This window comes from Bacillus sp. 2B09, from assembly GCF_003946835.1.
Taxonomy (GTDB): Bacteria; Bacillota; Bacilli; order Bacillales; family Bacillaceae; genus Bacillus; species Bacillus altitudinis.
Window position 1 is genome coordinate 1 of record NZ_RPSG01000005.1, and the last position, 19,110, is coordinate 19,110.

The window sequence follows — 19,110 nt, forward strand, 5'->3', positions numbered from 1 at the left end:
ACCAATTGATCTAGCAAAACAAATTCGGCTTCGTGCTGAGAAGAATTTCTAGTGTGGAACATGAGAAAAACACCTTCCTTTAGTATGCTTTTCTCTATTATAAAATGGGATAGTGGAAAATTTAAGGGAAAAAATAAAGCTGTCGAGATTTTCTCGACAGCCTGAAAACCTGGTGCTATACACCAGGTTTTTCTCGTTTTTTCTGAATCCATGTTGTCACGTAATAGGCAGCATAGCAGAGTGCGATAAAAGGGATACCACAGATAAGAGCAATACGCTGATTTGGATCAAAAGCAATGCCGATTACAGATGCAAGGCATAGGAGGAAGGCAGCAATCGGAACCACCGGATAGAGCGGGGTTCGGAAAGATAAATCATGAAGCTGCCCGCCATCCTGTAAGAATTTTTTGCGAAACATGAACTGTGAAGCTGCAATTCCCATCCATACAACAACAACGGCAAGTCCAGAGATTGAAACAAGAACCAGATACACCGTTTCAGGTGCGATGACACTCGATAGCAAAGAGAGAATGCCCCCAATCATACTCAAAATGAGTGCATTCAAAGGAATTCCCTTTGACGTCAATTTTGCCAGCTTTTTAGGTAATGTTCGTTCTTCAGAAAGGGACCATAGCATGCGAGATGAGGCGTATAGCCCTGAGTTTGCAGCAGATAAAATCGCTGTCAGAATGACAAAATTCATGAAATCTGCCGCATAAGGAATACCGATGCGGTCAAAGACCACAACGAAAGGACTTTTGATCACCCCGGCTTCTTCTACAGGAATTAAGCCGGCTAAAACCACGATCGTTCCGACGAAAAACAGGACAAGACGTAGCACAGTCGTGCGAATCGCCCGGGGAATGGTCTCATCTGGATTGACGCTTTCGCCCGCAGCAATCCCAATCAGCTCAGTACCCGAAAAAGCAAAATTAACAGCCAGCATGGTCATTAATATCGGTAAAAAGCCGTTTGGGAAGAGACCCCCATCTCCAGTGAAGTTAGAGAAGAACGGAGCGGCCTCACCGCCTTTTAGTGGAATCAATCCAAACATCGCCGCTCCGCCAAGAATAATAAAGAGAATAATAGCCATGACTTTAATGCTAGAAAACCAAAATTCCGATTCTGCAAAAAACTTAACTGTAAAAGCATTGAGTAAAAAGATGAGAAGCGCAAAAACACCGCTCCACATCCAAACCGATGTGTCCGGGAACCAGCGCTGCATTAAAAGACCTGCCGCTGTAAATTCTGAACCAAGTGCCACGGTCCATGTCAGCCAATAAAGCCAAGCCACTGTATAGCCAGTGCCGGGCCCAATGTATTTTGTTGCATATGTGTGAAAAGCGCCTGTAACCGGCATTGCGACAGACAGTTCACCTAAACAGAGCATCACGAGGTACACAATTAATGCCCCAACCAGATAAGCCAAAATCGTTCCCGCAGGTCCGGCCTGATTGATCGTATATCCTGAGCTTAAAAAGAGTCCTGTGCCAATCACGCCGCCTAAAGAAAGCATGAACAGGTGACGGCTTGTCATTTTTCGTTGATATTGTTGTGACTGATCTTTTGCTTGTTCCATGTCTTCCCGCCCTTTTGCTTAAAAGTATGTGTGTTGAGTCATGATGCTACGATGTTGCCTGTTTTAAGATATCGGTAATATCTTCTGGTGTCGTCCGGCAGCAGCCGCCGATGATTTGTGCACCGTCTTTATACCATTGCTGCGCACATTCACCAAATGTATGGTGAGACGTATCTCCGCTCCAAACCTTTTCTTCAGGATCATATAATTCCCCTGAGTTCGGATACACGACAATCGGTTTGCTCGTCCCTTTTTTCATCTCCTGAATAAGAGAAGACATATATTGCGGCGGTGTACAGTTTACGCCAACAGCAGCGATCTGCTCATATGGCTCAAGTGCTTGTACACAGTCTCTAAGTAAATCTCCTTCACTAATGTGCTGACCATCCTTTGCACTAAATGTAATCCACGCATACACACCGCTGAATTCATCCTCCAGCAGTTTAGCGATGGCGATTGCTTCAATGAGACAAGGGATGGTTTCACAAGCGAGAATATCTGCACCAGCCTCTACCAATGCTTGAATTCTTGGTCTGTGAAAATCAATGAGCGCCTGCTCTGTGAGTCCGTAATTTCCCTTATATTCTGAACCATCAGACAAATAAGCGCCGAAGGGCCCCACAGATCCAGCGACAAATGGTTTTGCCCGCTCTTTACGTTGTGTCTCATCCTGCCAAAACTGCTCGCACGCTTCTTTTGCTAACGTGACAGATCGTTTCATTAATTCGATGGCATCTTCTTTTGTGTAGCCTTTTTCAGCAAAGCCATCAATCGTCGTTTGGTAGCTGGCTGTTGTTGCACAGTCAGCACCTGCTTGGAAGTAGTCCAAGTGTACTTGCTGAATCAATTCTGGCTGTTCAATGAGGATTTTGGCTGACCATAAACTGTCGTTTAAATCACAGCCCTTTCGTTCAAGCTCCGTTGCAAGTGCACCATCTAAAATCAAAGGTGTGTGAGCCTGTAAACGGCTTTGAATAGGATTCATATAAATCAAACAGCCTCCTTTGTCGATCGGAAATAATGGATATGATATGAGGCAGTAGTTTAAATGACTAAAGTGTTTTTGTCAAGGAGAGGAATAAGCATCATACGACGGAAAAACCCTGAAAACATGCGGGTTTGAGTGCATAAACATACAGTTGAAATAATAGAAAACCAAGTCATTGACAGCCTCTAAAAAGAGATATATATTATGGAAAGGTTCATTTCAGAAAGCTTCATCAAAAGGCGCCGTCTTTTGATTTTTATTTTGTCCAACGACTGTCTTCTTTCGTGCAGAAAGAGGGTTTTTTATATGCTTAGAAAAGGAGGAAAGAAGAAATTGAAAAAATGTGTAAAAGATATTGCAATGATTCTAGTCGGTTCTTTTTTATTTGCTGCAGCTGTGAACATGTTTGTCATTCCACTTGAGTTTGGTGAAGGCGGCGTAACGGGGCTGTCCATCATTTTCTACTATATGTTTGAGATTGCGCCATGGCTGACAAACCTTGTGTTGAATGCGATTTTATTACTTGTGGGGTATAAATACTTGGACAAGAAGACCACGATCTACACAGTGGTAGCTGTCGCAAGTAACTCTCTATTTTTACATTTGACCACTACATGGGTGGTGAATGTCCATGAATTGATCATTGGTTCTATTTTCGCAGGGATCATCATTGGTATTGGCATTGGTCTTGTTTTAAGAGCGGGCGGTACAACAGCGGGATCTGCCATTCTTGGGCGAATTGCGAATAAGTATCTAGACTGGAACGTGAGCTACGCCATCTTGTTCTTTGATCTGATCGTTGTTTTTGCTTCTTACTTTATTATTGGTGCGGAAAAATTAATGTTTACGATTGTGATGCTGTATGTGGCGACTAAGGTGATGGATTTCGTCATAGAAGGGCTTAACACGAAAAAAGCAGTGACGATTATTTCTTCATGCAAAGATGATATTGCAGAAGAAATCAATCACACCTTGGATCGAGGCGTGACCATTTTAAACGGTCGCGGTCATTATTCGAAGGAATCGAAGGAAATTCTCTATGCGGTTATTCAAAAGCAAGAGCTTATGCGTTTAAAGAAAATCATTAAGAAAATTGATCGAGACGCATTCGTTGTTGTCCATGACGTGCGTGATGTGTTTGGAGAAGGATTTGTGAATATATAAAAACGAAAAGACCCTAAAAGGGTCTCAGGCTGTCGAGAAAATCTCGACAGTTTTTTTGTGGTTTTAATTACACCGTATATTGAATAAATCCTAAATGAAAAACACCATATATCGTTTCTCGGACAGTTCAAAAGACAAAAATGAGGGTTTTGTGGACATCTTGTCTTAAAAATCCTCACTTTCTCTTCACGCGGAGATGATTTGAAATCATCTCCTTTTTTAATTTATACAAATAGGAGTTTTATTTTGTAAACACATGGTGATTTACTCATTTAAATATCTCCCAGCATGAGGGACTAACTATATTTTCTATTAATAAGAATTGCATCTGCTTACCTTCCTGTGTCACTAGCACCATTAATAAATCGATTAAGTTCTTTCTAATATTTGTTGTTTAAAGTTGTTTTAATCCAGAATAATTAAGAGTATTTTTGTAAATCCTATTTTCATTCTCAGTTTTTTTAAAAAAATAAAGGATGATCAAAATTGACTCATGAAAATGCGCATCAAATTAATCAAGATCCTTACTACAAACTTCCTGATGTCCCTGAGTTTTTTGAAAAAGTAAATAAGATCGGCCAACCGGTTGTACTAAGGCATAGATATTTTGATTTGAATAACCATATTCAAGGTATAGCCAGTAAAGGTGATAAGCTTTATATTTCAGAAAACGTTACACCTAGTATAGGTGTTTTTAGTATCAATGAAGAAAAATTTATTAAAAGTATCCACCTAGATACTAAACTAACTCATTATGGTGGCATACAATTGTATGCGGATACTTTGGCTATTGGTGTGGAAACGGCTGGGGATCCAAATCCTCGCTCTGAAATTAGATTTATTGATACTGGCTCTCAAACTGAAGTCAAAGAAATGGCCATATATAGAGAAGGGCGTAAAGCTGGTGCTGTCGGTATGACATCTTACAATAAAAACGGTGTAGAGCACTTTATACTTGCAGCTTACGATAACGGCACTATAGATTTTTATGACGGTCCAACATCTCAAAACCCTCTGAGGAAATTTCAAGAAATCCCCAACACTAAACATACATTAAATAATAAAGGGTATGCTAGCATAGCTCTAGCTGTTGATAAACAACAAAATATATTTTTGGCAGGTTTCTGGACTGATCATTTTGAAATTACAAGTGAAAGGGAGGATTTTATTGATTTATATCAAATCAATCCTGCTAAAAATTTTGAGCCTATTATGTTTAAAGAGAAGATTCATTTTGTAGCAACAATTAGTTATGGAGGGCTCGCTAATTATTTAGGTACACATTTTCGGTATGCTGGCGGAATGGAAATAAATGAAAGATATTTTCGAATCTTAGCATGCAGTCGAGGTACTGATATATCATTTATCGTTGTAAATCTTTTTGAATACAGGGTAAATGATTTTTCTTCTAAATCTTGCGGTAAGATAGTAGGTGAAGCTACTTCATTGGAAAAACTGCAACCTGGAGGACAGGTATCTATAAACAATTCAGTAGATTTGAGTCGATGTATTGTAGGACATAACAAAGCAAGGGTCTTTTCAATAGCCTTGGAACGAATAGATAGTCCTTATTTAGGTTTCAAATTTCAAATAAAAGTTATAGCAGAAGGTCCATCTGGTATTATTTCCAAACCTATATATTTATTTTTTACTGATGACACTAATGACACCTATTCCTTATCCATTTCAGATAGTTCTATAAAGGAACATACAGTAAAGTACAATAGTATTAAACCTGAAATTAATACTATAGAATGGAGGGATTATTTTAATTAATTCAAGTCAATCATCTTGTCATTTGAACTGAGCTTTAATGGACAGCTTTATTAAATACGCTGTAGCTTATGCTGCAATGAGATGACTTCGGTATTGTGACGGAGTCATCTTTTTTAGGTTCCATTGCTTACGTGAGTCGTTGCAATTACATTATTTATCAATTTAGTTGAACTTACTTGATAAAAATTTGCTACAAAAGTAATACTCGCATTGTTTATACCAGACAATTGCAACACAGTTTCGATCCTTCTATGTAATAACTCCTCAACTAGCATCATATTCCAAGAAAATTCATATTGAAAAACATGATTTGGTTGATGTTCTAGTGGATTAAAAACCATGTTTTCATTAGTCACGTAGTCATTCAACGGTGTTGAAATATTTAATGTCATAACCTCAATTAATTTCAATTCTCTTTCTAAAAATCATGATTTGTTAATGTAATTGTTACATCTGTTGCTGCGGCTTTAATAGTAACCTCCATCTTTCTTTTCTTTGATAGTTGTAATGCCTCGCTAAATAATATACATACTAACAAATTAAATATTTGTAAAATTTTTAGGTGTTTTTTGAAATGAAGTCGATGTTATAAAAAAGAAATGTTTTGAGTAAAGGAGTTTTTTGTTGTAAAAGGACTTACTTAGTTAAATAGTTAATTGTAAACTGAATTTTTAGAATGATAAAAATAATATATTAGAGTTTGTGAAAAAATGTACTTAAACTAATGGGAGCTTTAACACAATAATCAAAATGAAAAAGTCGGTCCTAAAGGATCGACTTTTTTATATTCGATACTTCTTGTCACATCATACTATGTATTGTATAGTATAAATGGTTAGGAGTTGTAATCATGAATGCACAATTAAAAAAAGGTTTACTTGAATTCTGTGTACTGGCGGTATTAAAGAAAGGCGATTCCTATGGTTATCAAATGATTAAAGATATGTCCCATTGTATTGAGATTTCAGAATCGACATTATATCCGATATTAAAGCGGTTAGAGCAAAACAATTATGTGGAGACCTATTCACAGGAACATAACAGTCGATTAAGAAAATACTACCGGATGACAAAGAACGGACGGGAGCATATCGCGCAATTTTTAGCGGAATGGGATCAAGTGATGGCGATTTACGACTTTATTTCTGGAGGACAGAGCAATGAATAAAAAAGAATTTTTAGCCAGCTTGGAGAAGCACCTGCATCGTCTAGGCGAAAAAGAAAGTGATCGGTTCATCGAGTATTACGATGAAATGATCGAGGATTATCAGGAAGATGGCTACAGTGAACAGGAGGCAGTTCATCAAGTCGGTCAGCCTGCCATCATCGCTGAAGGGATTCTGAAGGAACAAGGAATCAAAACCGTTCAGGTGCCGACGTTTGGAGAAAAAGCCACAAGACTCTCCATCCTCATTTTGGGCTTTCCGTTATGGGGCAGTATTCTAGCAACAGTCTTCCTGCTGTTTCTTTCTGTGTATATGGTGATTTGGTGCATTCCACTCGTGACAGGTACAATGACGCTAGTTGGTCTGCTCGGCGGTTTTTGGAGCATCATTGGTTCACCGTTTATTTTTCAAGACGGTTTGCATGTGGTGGTGACGCAGATCGGAGTTGGGATTCTTCTATTAGGTGTCGGATTATTAAGCGGCATAGCCACGGCGTATTTGACAAAGCTATTTGTGCAAGGGACTGTTCAATCCACTAAGGCATTCATGGGAATGTTTAAAAAGAAGGTCGTGAGAGTATGAACGTGAATGATTTAAAAAAGCAATGCATCAAATGGGGGATCATCTTCACCGTTGCCGGAGGAATTGTCATGGCAATTGGTTTTGGACTTTCAGGCTTTGACCTAGATGCATATCAAAATAATGACCAGTACAATGTGTTCCGCACGATCAATTGGAGCAAGCCATAAATGAAAGACCCGCTTATGCGGGTCTCAGCGTGTAGACAAACCCTCGCATTCGGTGTCAGTCCTGCGCTTCGGTGCTCACGAATGTCAAATTCGCTCCGCGCCGATGCTCGCCCTTCCTAGGGCTGCAAAGGTTTTCTATCACGCTGAAAAGAAGACAAAGGGCTAAAATCAAGTTCATTTTAGCCCTTTGTCAACAATCTGCGACCCGCTTATGCGGGTCTTTTTTTCGCTCTGGCAACAAAGAAAAAATAACAGCAGAGTGCGCCAAGGTCACAGAGCATAATAATCAGCCCCATGGGAAAGGCAGTCTGGCTTCCAGCTAAGCCGACAAGGGGTGTCATGCATGCGCCAAGAAGCATTTGTGCCACACCGATGAGGGCAGCGGCACTTCCAGCATGTGCACCGTGATGCTGCATCGCAAGAGACGGTGCAGACGTGCCGACAATCCCAACGCTTGAGACCACAAAAAAGAGCGGGATGAGGATGCCATAAAGCCCTGCATCAATAGAGATCATCACACACAAGGTGACGCCCCCTAAAGCAGCTGTCAGCAGCCCGATGCGAAGGACTTTCTCCTCACCAATTTTCGCAGCAACGCGGGCAAATACTTGTCCGGCTGTGATGATGCCAAGACTATTCACCGCAAAGGCAGCGCTGAAGCCTTGCGGAGAAAGGTTGAAAATCTCCTGCAATACAAACGGTGATCCAGAGATATACGCAAACATGGCGGCGAAGACAAGTCCTTGTGAGAGAGCATATCCGACAAAGAGTCGATCGCTCGCTAGAATTTTCATCGCACCTAGGATTTGTTTGAAGCCCCCAGTCTGCCTGCGTTCCACAGGTAAGCTTTCTTTCAATGAAAACATCGATCTTAGGAGCATGAGCGCCCCGAGGATTCCTAGCAGAACAAACACACCCTGCCACGTCGTGAACCGTAACATTTGTCCGCCCACGATCGGTGCAGCTGCAGGAGCCACTCCGTTGACTAACATGAGCAAAGCAAAGAATTTCGTCATTTCTGAGCCTTCATAATGATCTCGTACGATGGCTCGTGCAATGACAATGCCTGCTGATCCAGCAAGTCCTTGAATCAGCCTTAAAAGAATGAATGTCCAAATTGATGTGACCACTGTGCATAAAAGAGAGGCCGCAATAAAAATGATCAATCCAACCATCAGCGGTTTTCTTCTGCCAACTGTATCACTGATTGGACCTGCAATCAGCTGTCCAAGCGCAAGTCCAATCAAACAAGCCATGAGACTTAACTGAGACAGCGCCGTGCTTGCTTCAAAGTCACGGGCGATATTAGGTAAAGCAGGTAAATACATATCCATTGCCAGCGGTGCAAGGGCTGTTAAAGAGCCAAGAAGCGCGGCAAGGAGGAATCGATTTTTTTTCGATTCTTGGGGATAAGATAAAGAATTCATATGATGCCACTCCTCGTATATGTCCTCAAATCAGCATAATGAATCAAGCTTTCCATTTCAATCAAAATTTTCAAAGAAGTTTTCGTGCAAAATCATTGATCTTTCGAAGGAGACTCTTTACATTGAATGAGTAGAGAAAAGAATTAGATCATCGGCATGCAGTGATTGCATGATACGTATATCCATTCATAGACAAACAGGAGGTGCTGGCATGGAGCAACAAGAGTTGATCATTCGTCAAGCGGTGAGTGAAGATCATGAGGCGATCACACATGTGCTGATCAAATCATACGCACAGTATGAGCCTCAATTTACAGAGGAAGGCTGGCAAAATTATTCTGCAGCCCTGCGAGCGGCTGTAGATAACCCAAACATGGAGTTGATGCTTGTGGCCGAGCTTGAGGGCAAGGTCGTGGGGACTCTTCAAATGTTTCGATCATCAGAACAGGCATATGACAAGCCGGAGATGGGCATTACTTCAGCGATTGTCCGGTTTTTAGGGGTAGATCCTGATGTGAGAGGAAAAGGCATTGCAGAGTCATTGTTGCGTAAAAGTATAGAACTAACGCAATCGTGGGGCGAGAACGTCCTGTACCTTCATACGTCGGATAAAATGCAGGCCGCCATTCGTTTATATGAAAGAATGGGCTTTGAACGGGCACTTGATAAAGAATTTGTGAATCAAAATGGGACGCATGTGAAGAGCTATCAGTATGTGATCAAAAAAGAACAGCCGGCTGGCTCATAATATACATCGAATAAGAAGAGGAAGAGTATGTCCTGCATGGACGGGACTCTTCCTTTTTCTCATGACACCCATACGTTCAGTGCCATATATGAAAAGCACCAAGAGATTAACCCGAACATGACAAAGAATTTCAACACATGTTCATAAGGGGTTAGCTTTCGATCTCTTTTCGTTTTCACAAGCCGCCAGTAAAGGGCATAACCACAAAAAACCAAGATGATTTGTCCGAGTTCTGCTACGGTTTCGATGATTGTGATTCCGTTCATTTGTTTTCACCTCACCATATGTCTTCCATAGGCAGCAGCAGTGAACCTTTATTTCTTCAAAAGAAAGCAGTGTATACTAGAATAAGAAGTAGATGCAGAAGGGGTTGTGACCGATTGTTTCCGCTATATGCAAATTCTTGGGATGACGTAATCGAGAGAAAAATCAAATACGATGATCAGGTTGTGGAACATACGTGTCAGCTGTTAGACGCACAGGAGCAGCAAGTCGTGTTGTTTCATAAAATTCAAGAACCATTTACAATGGTTGCTGGTGATGGCACTGTCACGATTCCAAAAGGGAGTTATACGACCGCCTATTATTGGACGGACCGGCCTTACAATGTCTATTTTTGGAGGGATGATCAAGGCAATGAACTTGGCTCTTATGTGAATATCGTCAGACATACATGGTTTGAAGAACAGGCGGTTGTTTTTGAAGATTTATTGATTGATCTACTCGTTCTTCCGAATGGTTATTTCTTTGTTTTGGATGAAGATGAACTGCCGGAGAGTTTAGCTTCCTTTGAACACGGCTCGGTTCATCGAGCACTCCGTGATGTCATCCATTCGATAGCGCACATCCTCGATCAAGTGAGGCTGGATGCGAAAGGGAAATATCATCACACCCTGTTTCAGAAGATGTTGAAATAGAAAAAACGATTCCTTGCTGAAAGGAATCGTTTTTTTATCAAACCTTGATCCGGTTTAGTCGTTTTTGTAAATCTGTTTTTGTTTTAGATGCTTTTAGTTGTTTGACCGCACTTTGAGCGGTTGCTTTTGTTTTCTTTGTTCGTTTGGCTTCCGCTTTTTTGACTTTTTGTTTGGCATCTGTCACTTTCTTTTGATAGGCGACTTGTTTTTTGACTTTGTCGAGCCGGTTTTGTAGGCTTGTTTTTTCTTTGCCTTTGGATAGCTTTTTAATGGCCGTTTGGGCACTTTTAATCGAGCCTTGGGTTTTACTTTTTTCAGCTGATTTGACCTTCGCTCGTGCGTCACGAATATCAATGGCTGTTTGGACTTTTTTGACTCGGTCAGTGAGTGCGGTTTTTTGCTTGCTGGCAGTGAGTCTGCCAATTTTCGTTTTGGCTTGATCAACATCTGTCTGTTTTTTAGATGTTTCGGCTGTCTTGACTGCGCTTGTCGCAGCCTTTAAAAAGGTTGACTGCGGCACATATTGCACGCGGCCATAGCCGAATTGTAAATCTTTTCCTTTTGCGCCAAGATCCACTGTATAGCTGCGCAATAAAGTGCGGAGCTGAACATTTGTTTTCTTAGGATGTAGCTGTTTTAACAGCGCCAGCATCCCTGTGACATGCGGTGCCGCTTGTGATGTACCGGTTGCATACCAATATTCATTTTTCAAATAGGTACTGATGACGTTCTCGCCGGGAGCGGAAAATTCAATTCCTTTCCCCGTATTAGAGATGGAGGCAAGTTTGTCTTTGTCAGTCGTTGCAGAAACAGCAATGACGCTATTGTATGCGGCAGGATAGCTAATACCATTCTTCTTTCCATCATTTCCGCTTGCAGCAACGACCAGCAGTCCTTTTTTGTATGCTTCATCAACTGCTGAACGTAAAATCGGAATGTTATCTTCAAAACCTAGACTTAGGTTGATGATGTCCATCTTATTGCTAATCGCCCAATCAATGCCTCGGAGCAGACTGTATAAGTCGCCCTCTCCTTTTTTATCTAATACTTTTACAGCATACAGCTTCACACCAGAAGCGACGCCGACCGTACCGTAATCATTATTGAGCGCCCCAATTGTACCGGCGACATGTGTTCCATGTCCTTCATCATCTTTGTAAGAAGACGTGTAATCGACGAATGATTTACCGCCGGCTACCTTTAAATCTTCATGTGGGAAAATACCAGTATCGAGAACGGCTACTTTCACATTTTTCCCTGTCACGCCTTCTTTGATTGCTTGCTTTACATTGAGCTTCTGCAGGTTATAAGATTTTTGTACCAAAGCATCCTGACCAGTAGCAGCAGCCGTTTTTTTCACGGTAGAAGCAGCGAGTTTGACCCTAACGTTTTTTGAAACATAAGCGATGTTCGGGTCTTTTTTAAGTGAGGTGACAGCTTGCTCATCTGCTGTCACTGCTACAGCTGGAAGATGTATGTATTGAGCGTTCACTTTTTCACTTTCTTGAATAGCCGTCTGTTTTCCTTTTTGATTTTTATAGACGATGATGACATCTGTTTCTTTTGGTGGTGCAGCTGCCTGCGAATGGAAGGGCAAAGCAGTTGTCAAAGCAAGAAGAAACGCGATGACCACGACGATTTTCTTTTTCAAGGCAATGGCTCCTTGCATATGAGGTGACCTCCGTCTTTTTTTCTTTATTATATCGGAGAAATAAGATGGATGGTTAGAAGAATCATAGTCTAGAAAGAAAGTTTTTTTCACACGTATCCCGAAATTGAATTTCATAGAATTCTAGTAGACAATAGAGAGATCATAATATGAGAAAGAAGGACATGCCGATGAATGTAAAAGAGTATATGACGTATGATGCGACGGGACTGGCGTCACTTGTGCAGAAAAAGCAGGTCACGCCCGAAGAGCTTGTACAAGCTGCATTTGCTAGATTGGAAGAAGTGAATCCAGTACTAAATGCGGTGATTCAGACAAGGCGAGATCAAGTGTTCAAAGACATGAAGTCACTAGATGCGGATCAGCCGTTTGCTGGTGTTCCGTTTGTGTTGAAAAATATATCGCAGGGGCTGGAGCATGAACCTTTGACGGCGGGTGCTTTGCTGTTAAAGGATGTAAAGGCGCAAACAGATTCCCACTTTGTCCGTCGATTGAAGCAGGCTGGGCTCCTCATGATCGGTCATACGAACACACCTGAATTCGGATTGAGAAATGTGACAGAACCCTTTTTATATGGTCCGACGAGAAACCCTTGGAATGCTGACTATTCTCCGGGCGGTTCAAGCGGCGGGACGGCAGCAGCTGTGGCAAGCGGCATCGTACCGGCGGGTGGAGCGAGTGATGGCGGAGGGTCTATTCGGATTCCGGCATCCTTTACTGGTTTATTTGGACTCAAGCCAACAAGGGGGAGAACACCGGTCGGCCCGGGTGCAGGAAGGCAGTGGCAAGGAGCTTCCATTGACTTTACGCTCACAAAAACAGTTCGAGACAGTGCAGCCCTGCTTGATTTGCTTCAAGTCATTCAGCCAGAGGCTGCGTTCCAAACGCCATTATATGACGGCAGCTATCAGGAGGATTTAGTGAAACGAACCTTTTCTATGCGAATTGCTTACAGTGTAGACTCTCCAGTAGGCACGAAGGTGAGTGAGGAAGCAAAGCAGGCAGTCTTGAACACTGTGAAATGGCTGAGTGAACAAGGGCATCAAATTGAGGAAGCGAAGCCGGACATTGATGGTGTCCATCTAATGCAGCAATATTATGTCATGAACAGCGGTGAAATGTCTGCCTTATTTACCTCTCTGGCTCGTTCATTCGGGCGTCCGGTGAAGCCTGAGGAGACAGATATTGTGGCATGGGTACTGGCGGAAGCAGGAAAAAATGTGACAGCTGCTGCTTATACAGAAAGTCTTGATGCATGGGATATGGCCGCTGCAAAAATGGCCGCATTTCATCAAACCTACGATCTATATGTGACCCCAGCTACTGCCTATTCGGCTCCAAAGGTTGGCGAGCTGATGCATAACGATCAAGAAATTGCTGCATTGTTACGTGTGTCATCCCTTTCAATGCAAGCACAGCAGGATTTGATTTATGAAATGTTCCTCAAGAGTTTGACCTATACACCATTTACACAGCTGGCTAACCTAACCGGCCAGCCATCTATGAGTGTGCCAGTTCATCTCACAGAAGCAGACATGCCTTTAGGCGTACAGGTGACAGCACCGAAAGGAAAAGAGGACTGGCTGCTCAGACTGGCGTCAGAAATAGAATCATCCTCATTATGGAAAGGAACGCATCCATTACTGAATCAATAATACAATGGCATCGACGTTGGTCTATGGAGGAAAGGAGTGTCACACGTGAGTACGAAGGACAAAATCATTCAAACGGCCGCACTTCTTTTACGTAAACAGGGGTATCATGCGACAGGGTTGAATCAAATCATTCGAGAGAGCGGCACGCCGAAAGGATCTCTTTATTATTACTTTCCAAATGGAAAAGAAGAGCTAGCCATAGCAGCCGTTGAATATATTAGTCAAAGGGTCATCAATCAAATTGAAGCAAGCTTTGCCTATTCTGATGACCCATATGTCGCCGTCGATCATTTTATGACAAATATTATTCGGGGTTTTATGGAGCAAGAAAGTGAAAGAGGGATACCGATTGTCTTACTGGCGGCAGAGTCAAAACCTGAACATACAAAACTTCATGCTGCATGCAAACAAGAAATGATCCGCTGGCAAGAGCTTGTCAAAGAAAAGCTGATGAATAGCGGATATGATGAAATAAAAGCGGATGAGCGGGCATCTCTCCTTCATTCAATGGTCATCGGCGGATTATCAATGACTACTGCATTAAAGCAAACGACACCTTTAGAGCACGTAAAATGTTACCTTAGACACTTATTTATGCGAGAAGAGTAAAATCTCTCGCATATTGCCTATCTATTATATCGATTGGTCTATATAATAAAGATAGTCAATTAGTCATGAGGAGTGATGGGATGTCGGAGCAACCACAATCGATCAAGCAATCCGAAGATACCTCTTTTTATACCGTGTCCGGTTCGGGGGAGCTGTATGGTTTGGAAAATCAGCTTGTACATGTGCTGGCAGAAGCAAATCAAACAAATCAACTGTTTGAGCTTGTCTTAATCACAGGTGGGAAAGGTGCTTACTTTCCGCTGCATTGTCATGAGACGCTATTTGAAACCATCTTTGTGCTGGAAGGGAAGCTGGAAGTGATACTGGACGGTAAAAAGTATATGGTGACGGCCTGCGATTATATTCATATTCCGCCCAAAACAATTCATGGCTATAGAATGCATAGTCACAAAACAAGGTTTATTTCTTATACACTGGGCGGACAAATGACAGATGTCTATCAGCAAATCGGAAAGAGGCTGTTGCAGAATGAATGGCCGATGACTGATCACCCATTTGATGCAGACAGCTTTCATCAGGCTGAAAAAGAAAGCGATATCATATTGATGCACGGCATTAGGGAGCTATCCAATACAACCAAGCCAGCTGTTTTGTTTCATAGTCAGCTCCCGCGCGCAGTGCAGCCATATGTGCTGGAGGCTGGTGAAGGAAAGCAATACATGGTCGAAGGTCAGCTTCATGAGCTGATTGCGACAACGGAAACAACAGGAGACGGATTTAGTTATTTTGTGATTGAAGGGACAAAGGGAAAAGGATTACGTTCGCATTATCATGAAATGCATACAGAAGCACTTTATTGTGTTGAAGGCAGAATCAATCTTCAGTTAAACGGAGAAAATATTTGCTTGATGCCAGGGGATTTTGCCTATATTCCTCCGAATACCGTTCACTCGTATGAATTCGTGTCTCATTCAAATAAAATGTTGGTTTTGCTGCTGCCTGGCTATATTGAGCAAGTGTTTGAACAATTTGAAGAAGCACAAAGTCCAGGAATGTGCCCTTATTTTATACAGGAAGGGAACATGATGGAGGGTGGGGAGACCTCTACTCAGTATGATTTGGTGTTTGTCGAAGATAAATAGCTGTGTAACGCGTTACACAGATTTGAATAAACAGCCTGTCGAATCAATCGGCGGGTTATTTTATTTCCCTTATGGAACAGCATCCCTATTCATATGTATGAACCATCCATTCAAGGTGAAGCTATAGAAATGATGACTTGAACTAAAGGAGGAAATGCAAATGAGAGCTGTCACCTATCAAGGGAAAAGCCGCATTGCGGTGAAGGAAGTAGATGCACCATCTATACAAGATCGTGAAGATGTCATCATTCGAATTACATCTACAGCTATTTGTGGGTCAGATTTACATTTATATCAAGGGAATTTCCCGCTTCCTATCGGCTATGTGATTGGGCATGAACCGATGGGGGTGGTAGAGGAAGTCGGGCCGGATGTCACTGCGGTGAAAAAGGGAGATCGTGTCGTCATTCCATTTACCGTGGCGTGTGGTCAATGCCAGTATTGCCATCATCATCTAGAAAGTCAATGCGATCACTCAAACCCCCATTATGATTCAGGCGGACTTTTTGGATACAGTGAGAAATATGGGAATTACCCCGGAGGACAGGCTGAATATTTACGTGTGCCCTTTGGAAACTATACACCATTTAAGGTGCCGGATGATTGTGAGCTAGAGGATGAACAATTGCTGTTTTTATCAGATGTTCTGCCAACTGCTTATTGGAGTGTAGAACACGCAGGTGTAAAAAAGGGGGATACAGTCATTGTGCTGGGGTGTGGACCTGTTGGGTTAATGGCACAGCAATTTGCTTGGCAAAAGGGCGCAGAGCGGGTCATTGCTGTTGATTACATAGACTATCGCCTTCACCATGCAAAACGAATGAGCGGCGTAGAAGTATTTGATTTTACAGAAGACCCTGACATGGGAGAAACCCTAAAAGAGCTCACTAAAGGCGGGGCGGATGTTGTCATTGATTGTGTGGGGATGGATGGAAAAAAGTCACCGCTTGAAAAGATTGAACAGAAGCTCAAGCTGCAAGGCGGAACGATAGGGCCCATTCAAATTGCCACAAAAGCCGTGAGGAAATGCGGGACTGTTCAGCTGACGGGTGTGTATGGAGGTCTTTACAATATGTTCCCATTGGGTGCTTTTTTCGCAAGAAACGTCACGCTGAAAATGGGACAGGCACCGGCGAGAGGGTACATGTCAAAGCTTTATCAAAAAGTGACAACCGGGGAAATTGATCCTAGAGCGATCATCACACATCAATTACCGCTAGATGATGCAGCTCATGCGTATCACATATTCAATGAAAAACAAGATGATTGTATAAAAGTCATCTTAAAGCCATAAAAAGAAGGCTTAGGAAATTTCCTAAGCCTTTAGTGTGCGCTCGTCCATCATTTTTTCGATTAATTCAAAAAATGTTTTTTTATCTTCTTCTGATAGGTGATTGAACAGTTGATTGACAAGCAGCTGACGATTGTCGATCATTTGTCTGGCGATTTGTTCACCTGATTCAGAGAGTGTAATCCATACCGTACGGCGGTCATTGTTATTTCTAGAGCGGATAATTAGCCCTTCATCTTCTAAGTGATTGAGAGCGGTTGTTGTTGCGGAGGGAGATAATGAAACTTCCTGCAGAATATTTTTCACAGTACATGATTGATGGCGGTAGATGATGCGTAAAATAAACCCTTTTACATTCGTGACGTTTTTCGGGATATTCTCTTCATCTATTCGTTTCGTCGCCTTTAAATACTTTGTCAGTGCATGGTCTAACAAACTTGCCTCTAGCTCGAAATGTTGCATTCTCCATACCTCTTTTCCTATTGCATTCGCATTTTCCGATCAATTACTAGGTCTATCTTATCATAATAAGCATCATCATTTAAACCAAAATGGAAGACGGCTATAAAATTACCTATATTATCAATTAATAAAAGGAACAATTCCAAAATGAAATGATTTTACTTTCACCTCTTTTTATTTTAGAATGTGAATGAGATAAAATCTGCCAATCCAATTCACTGGAAATTGGCTATTGGACATCAAACGTTTGGAGATGAAGATATTGAATACTTTACAGGCATTACTAAACGACAGAATGGAACGCTCTTCACAAATTGAAGCGGTAACTGGCGGAGGTGTGTCTTATACATTTGAAGAATATGCAAAACGCATTGATCAGCTGGCACATTACTTACACCGTAAAGGAATTCGAAAAGGTGACCGGGTGTGCTTTATTTGTCAAAACCATCATCACTTTTCTACGATTATGCTGGCAGCCATTAAAGCAGGTGCAGTCGCCGTACCGCTTAGCTGGCAACTTACCTCTTTTGAGCTAGAAGGTATCTTGAAAAAAGCAGAGCCAAAGGCTTTATTTTTTGACCGTGAATTCCGTGACATTATTGCGGCAGTGAATGTGTCTTTAGAAGATTGTCTCATGGTGGAATCTGGTGTCAATGCGAAAACAACACAGCTGTTTGAAGACATATTGGCGTCTAATGATGGAAGTGATCTTGCTGAACAGGTATCAGAAGAAGATTTGGCCATGATTTTATTCACTTCAGGTACAACAGGTAATCCAAAAGGCTGTATGGTCGGACATGGACGAATCTATCAATTTTTAACAAGACGTGGGAATCGAGGATTTGATCTGAAAGGAAAACGGTACTTGGCAAGTCATCCGCTGTATCATATGAGTTCTATTAATCACTTGATTGCAGCTGCAATTGAAGGGTATACGTTAGTCTTCTTACATGATGCAACACCGAAACGCATTTTAGAAACGATTGAGAAAGAAAGAATTACGTTTATGATGGCTTTCCCATCAGCTTATACGTACATGCTAGAAGAAATGAAGCGCGGTTCGTACGATCTCTCATCTTTTGAAATTGCGATTTCTGGTGGTACGAAGGTACCGGTACGCTTAATTAAAGATTACAAAGAAGTAGGCATTCAGATGATGCATGGCTACGGAAGTACAGAAGCGTGGGTTGTGAGTGCGTGGCATCCAGCGATGGGTGAGGATAAGATGGGCTCTGCTGGTAAAGTGGATCCGGATGTAGAAGTCAAAATCGTGCATCCTGAGACAGAGGAGGCGCTCCCAGCTGGAGAAATTGGCGAGGTCGTCATGAGAAGCCCATTTTATTTCTTAGGCTACTATCATCAACCTGAAGCGACAGAGAAAGTGCTCAAAGATGGCTGGTTCCATATGGGAGATGCAGGCTATCTGGATGAAGACGGTTTTCTATACATCACAGGGAGATACAAAGATGTGATTCTATACGGTGGGGATAATATTTACCCTGACCAAGTGGAAGAGGTCATTGATCAAATTCCAGGTGTAATTGAATCTGCTGTCATTGGGGTACCAGATGACTTATATGGTGAAGTACCAAGTGCATATATCGTAAAAGACGAATCTGTCGATTTCTGCGAAGAAGATGTGTTGAATTACTGCAAGGAACGTTTAGCAGATTACAAAGTGCCATCCATTCATTTCACGCAGGATCTGCCAAAAAATAAACTTGGTAAAATCATGAAGAAAGATTTACGTGAATTGGTTGTGAATGCGTAGGATCTATTCTGCTATAATGAAATTTGAATGATTTTT

General features: G+C 41.8%; 18 protein-coding genes. 12 read left to right on the top strand and 6 right to left on the bottom strand.

Going from position 1 to position 19,110, the window contains the following annotated elements:
* Positions 1-175 precede the first annotated feature (175 nt).
* Both mmuP and mmuM read right to left on the bottom strand, forming a co-directional pair.
* The gene (mmuP, locus tag EBQ12_RS11225) at positions 176-1,579 is read right to left on the bottom strand and encodes an S-methylmethionine permease (RefSeq protein WP_024719033.1); all 1,404 of its coding nucleotides are present in this window, start codon (positions 1,577-1,579) and stop codon (positions 176-178) included.
* Between the two features lie 46 nt (positions 1,580-1,625).
* A complete protein-coding gene (gene mmuM / locus EBQ12_RS11230) occupies positions 1,626-2,564 on the bottom strand; it encodes a homocysteine S-methyltransferase (RefSeq protein ID WP_125590006.1) in 939 nt (312 codons plus the stop codon).
* A gap of 336 nt (positions 2,565-2,900) precedes the next feature.
* On the opposite strand from mmuM, the gene EBQ12_RS11235 reads away from it, so the two are divergent.
* The 5 genes from EBQ12_RS11235 to EBQ12_RS19385 all read left to right on the top strand — a co-directional run bounded on the left by EBQ12_RS11235 (position 2,901) and on the right by EBQ12_RS19385 (position 7,422).
* A complete protein-coding gene (locus EBQ12_RS11235; protein WP_025206673.1) occupies positions 2,901-3,731 on the top strand; it encodes a YitT family protein in 831 nt (276 codons plus the stop codon).
* A gap of 486 nt (positions 3,732-4,217) precedes the next feature.
* The gene (locus tag EBQ12_RS11240; RefSeq protein ID WP_125590008.1) at positions 4,218-5,507 is read left to right on the top strand and encodes a hypothetical protein; all 1,290 of its coding nucleotides are present in this window, start codon (positions 4,218-4,220) and stop codon (positions 5,505-5,507) included.
* Positions 5,508-6,357: 850 nt separating this feature from the next.
* The gene (locus EBQ12_RS11245) at positions 6,358-6,675 is read left to right on the top strand and encodes a PadR family transcriptional regulator (RefSeq protein WP_025206674.1); all 318 of its coding nucleotides are present in this window, start codon (positions 6,358-6,360) and stop codon (positions 6,673-6,675) included.
* Positions 6,668-7,255, top strand: coding sequence for a DUF1700 domain-containing protein (locus tag EBQ12_RS11250; RefSeq protein ID WP_125590010.1), 588 nt, complete (start codon positions 6,668-6,670; stop codon positions 7,253-7,255). The genes EBQ12_RS11245 and EBQ12_RS11250 overlap by 8 nt, the downstream gene beginning before the upstream one ends.
* Positions 7,252-7,422: a hypothetical protein gene (locus EBQ12_RS19385; RefSeq protein WP_017360401.1), complete on the top strand. Its 171-nt coding sequence runs from the start codon at positions 7,252-7,254 to the stop codon at positions 7,420-7,422. The genes EBQ12_RS11250 and EBQ12_RS19385 overlap by 4 nt, the downstream gene beginning before the upstream one ends.
* Before the next feature lie 209 nt (positions 7,423-7,631).
* Here the strand turns inward: EBQ12_RS19385 and EBQ12_RS11260 are convergent, their stop codons facing one another.
* Entirely contained in the window at positions 7,632-8,849 is a 1,218-nt protein-coding gene (locus EBQ12_RS11260; RefSeq protein WP_024719029.1) for a multidrug effflux MFS transporter, read from the bottom strand.
* A gap of 211 nt (positions 8,850-9,060) precedes the next feature.
* Between EBQ12_RS11260 and EBQ12_RS11265 the strand changes: the two genes are divergently transcribed.
* Positions 9,061-9,597, top strand: a complete 537-nt coding sequence (locus EBQ12_RS11265; protein ID WP_008342165.1) for a GNAT family N-acetyltransferase — start codon at positions 9,061-9,063, stop codon at positions 9,595-9,597.
* 59 nt (positions 9,598-9,656) lie between these two features.
* On the opposite strand, the gene EBQ12_RS11270 is transcribed toward EBQ12_RS11265, so the two are convergent.
* On the bottom strand, positions 9,657-9,863 hold the full coding sequence (locus tag EBQ12_RS11270; RefSeq protein WP_008342164.1) for a hypothetical protein: 207 nt from the start codon (positions 9,861-9,863) through the stop codon (positions 9,657-9,659).
* Between the two features lie 114 nt (positions 9,864-9,977).
* Here EBQ12_RS11270 and EBQ12_RS11275 point away from each other — a divergent pair, with 114 nt between their 5' ends.
* Positions 9,978-10,514 carry a ribonuclease FAU-1 family protein gene (locus EBQ12_RS11275; protein ID WP_125590012.1) on the top strand — a complete coding sequence of 179 codons (537 nt, stop codon included), beginning with the start codon at positions 9,978-9,980 and terminating at the stop codon, positions 10,512-10,514.
* Positions 10,515-10,551: 37 nt separating this feature from the next.
* Here the strand turns inward: EBQ12_RS11275 and EBQ12_RS11280 are convergent, their stop codons facing one another.
* Positions 10,552-12,165: a S8 family peptidase gene (locus tag EBQ12_RS11280; RefSeq protein WP_241215638.1), complete on the bottom strand. Its 1,614-nt coding sequence runs from the start codon at positions 12,163-12,165 to the stop codon at positions 10,552-10,554.
* A 188-nt stretch (positions 12,166-12,353) separates the two neighbouring features.
* On the opposite strand from EBQ12_RS11280, the gene EBQ12_RS11285 reads away from it, so the two are divergent.
* The 4 genes from EBQ12_RS11285 (at position 12,354) to EBQ12_RS11300 (ending at position 16,844) form a co-directional block, all read left to right on the top strand.
* A complete protein-coding gene (locus EBQ12_RS11285; protein WP_125590016.1) occupies positions 12,354-13,838 on the top strand; it encodes an amidase in 1,485 nt (494 codons plus the stop codon).
* Between the two features lie 45 nt (positions 13,839-13,883).
* Complete coding sequence (locus EBQ12_RS11290; protein ID WP_125590018.1) at positions 13,884-14,447, top strand: TetR/AcrR family transcriptional regulator; 564 nt, start codon at positions 13,884-13,886, stop codon at positions 14,445-14,447.
* Positions 14,448-14,527: 80 nt separating this feature from the next.
* On the top strand, positions 14,528-15,550 hold the full coding sequence (locus EBQ12_RS11295) for a quercetin 2,3-dioxygenase (RefSeq protein ID WP_048001337.1): 1,023 nt from the start codon (positions 14,528-14,530) through the stop codon (positions 15,548-15,550).
* A gap of 160 nt (positions 15,551-15,710) precedes the next feature.
* On the top strand, positions 15,711-16,844 hold the full coding sequence (locus tag EBQ12_RS11300; protein WP_058214118.1) for a zinc-dependent alcohol dehydrogenase: 1,134 nt from the start codon (positions 15,711-15,713) through the stop codon (positions 16,842-16,844).
* 21 nt (positions 16,845-16,865) lie between these two features.
* On the opposite strand, the gene EBQ12_RS11305 is transcribed toward EBQ12_RS11300, so the two are convergent.
* Positions 16,866-17,303, bottom strand: coding sequence for a MarR family winged helix-turn-helix transcriptional regulator (locus EBQ12_RS11305; protein ID WP_007498406.1), 438 nt, complete (start codon positions 17,301-17,303; stop codon positions 16,866-16,868).
* 262 nt (positions 17,304-17,565) lie between these two features.
* Here EBQ12_RS11305 and EBQ12_RS11310 point away from each other — a divergent pair, with 262 nt between their 5' ends.
* Positions 17,566-19,074, top strand: a complete 1,509-nt coding sequence (locus EBQ12_RS11310) for a class I adenylate-forming enzyme family protein (RefSeq protein WP_060780727.1) — start codon at positions 17,566-17,568, stop codon at positions 19,072-19,074.
* The last annotated feature ends 36 nt before the right edge of the window (positions 19,075-19,110 follow it).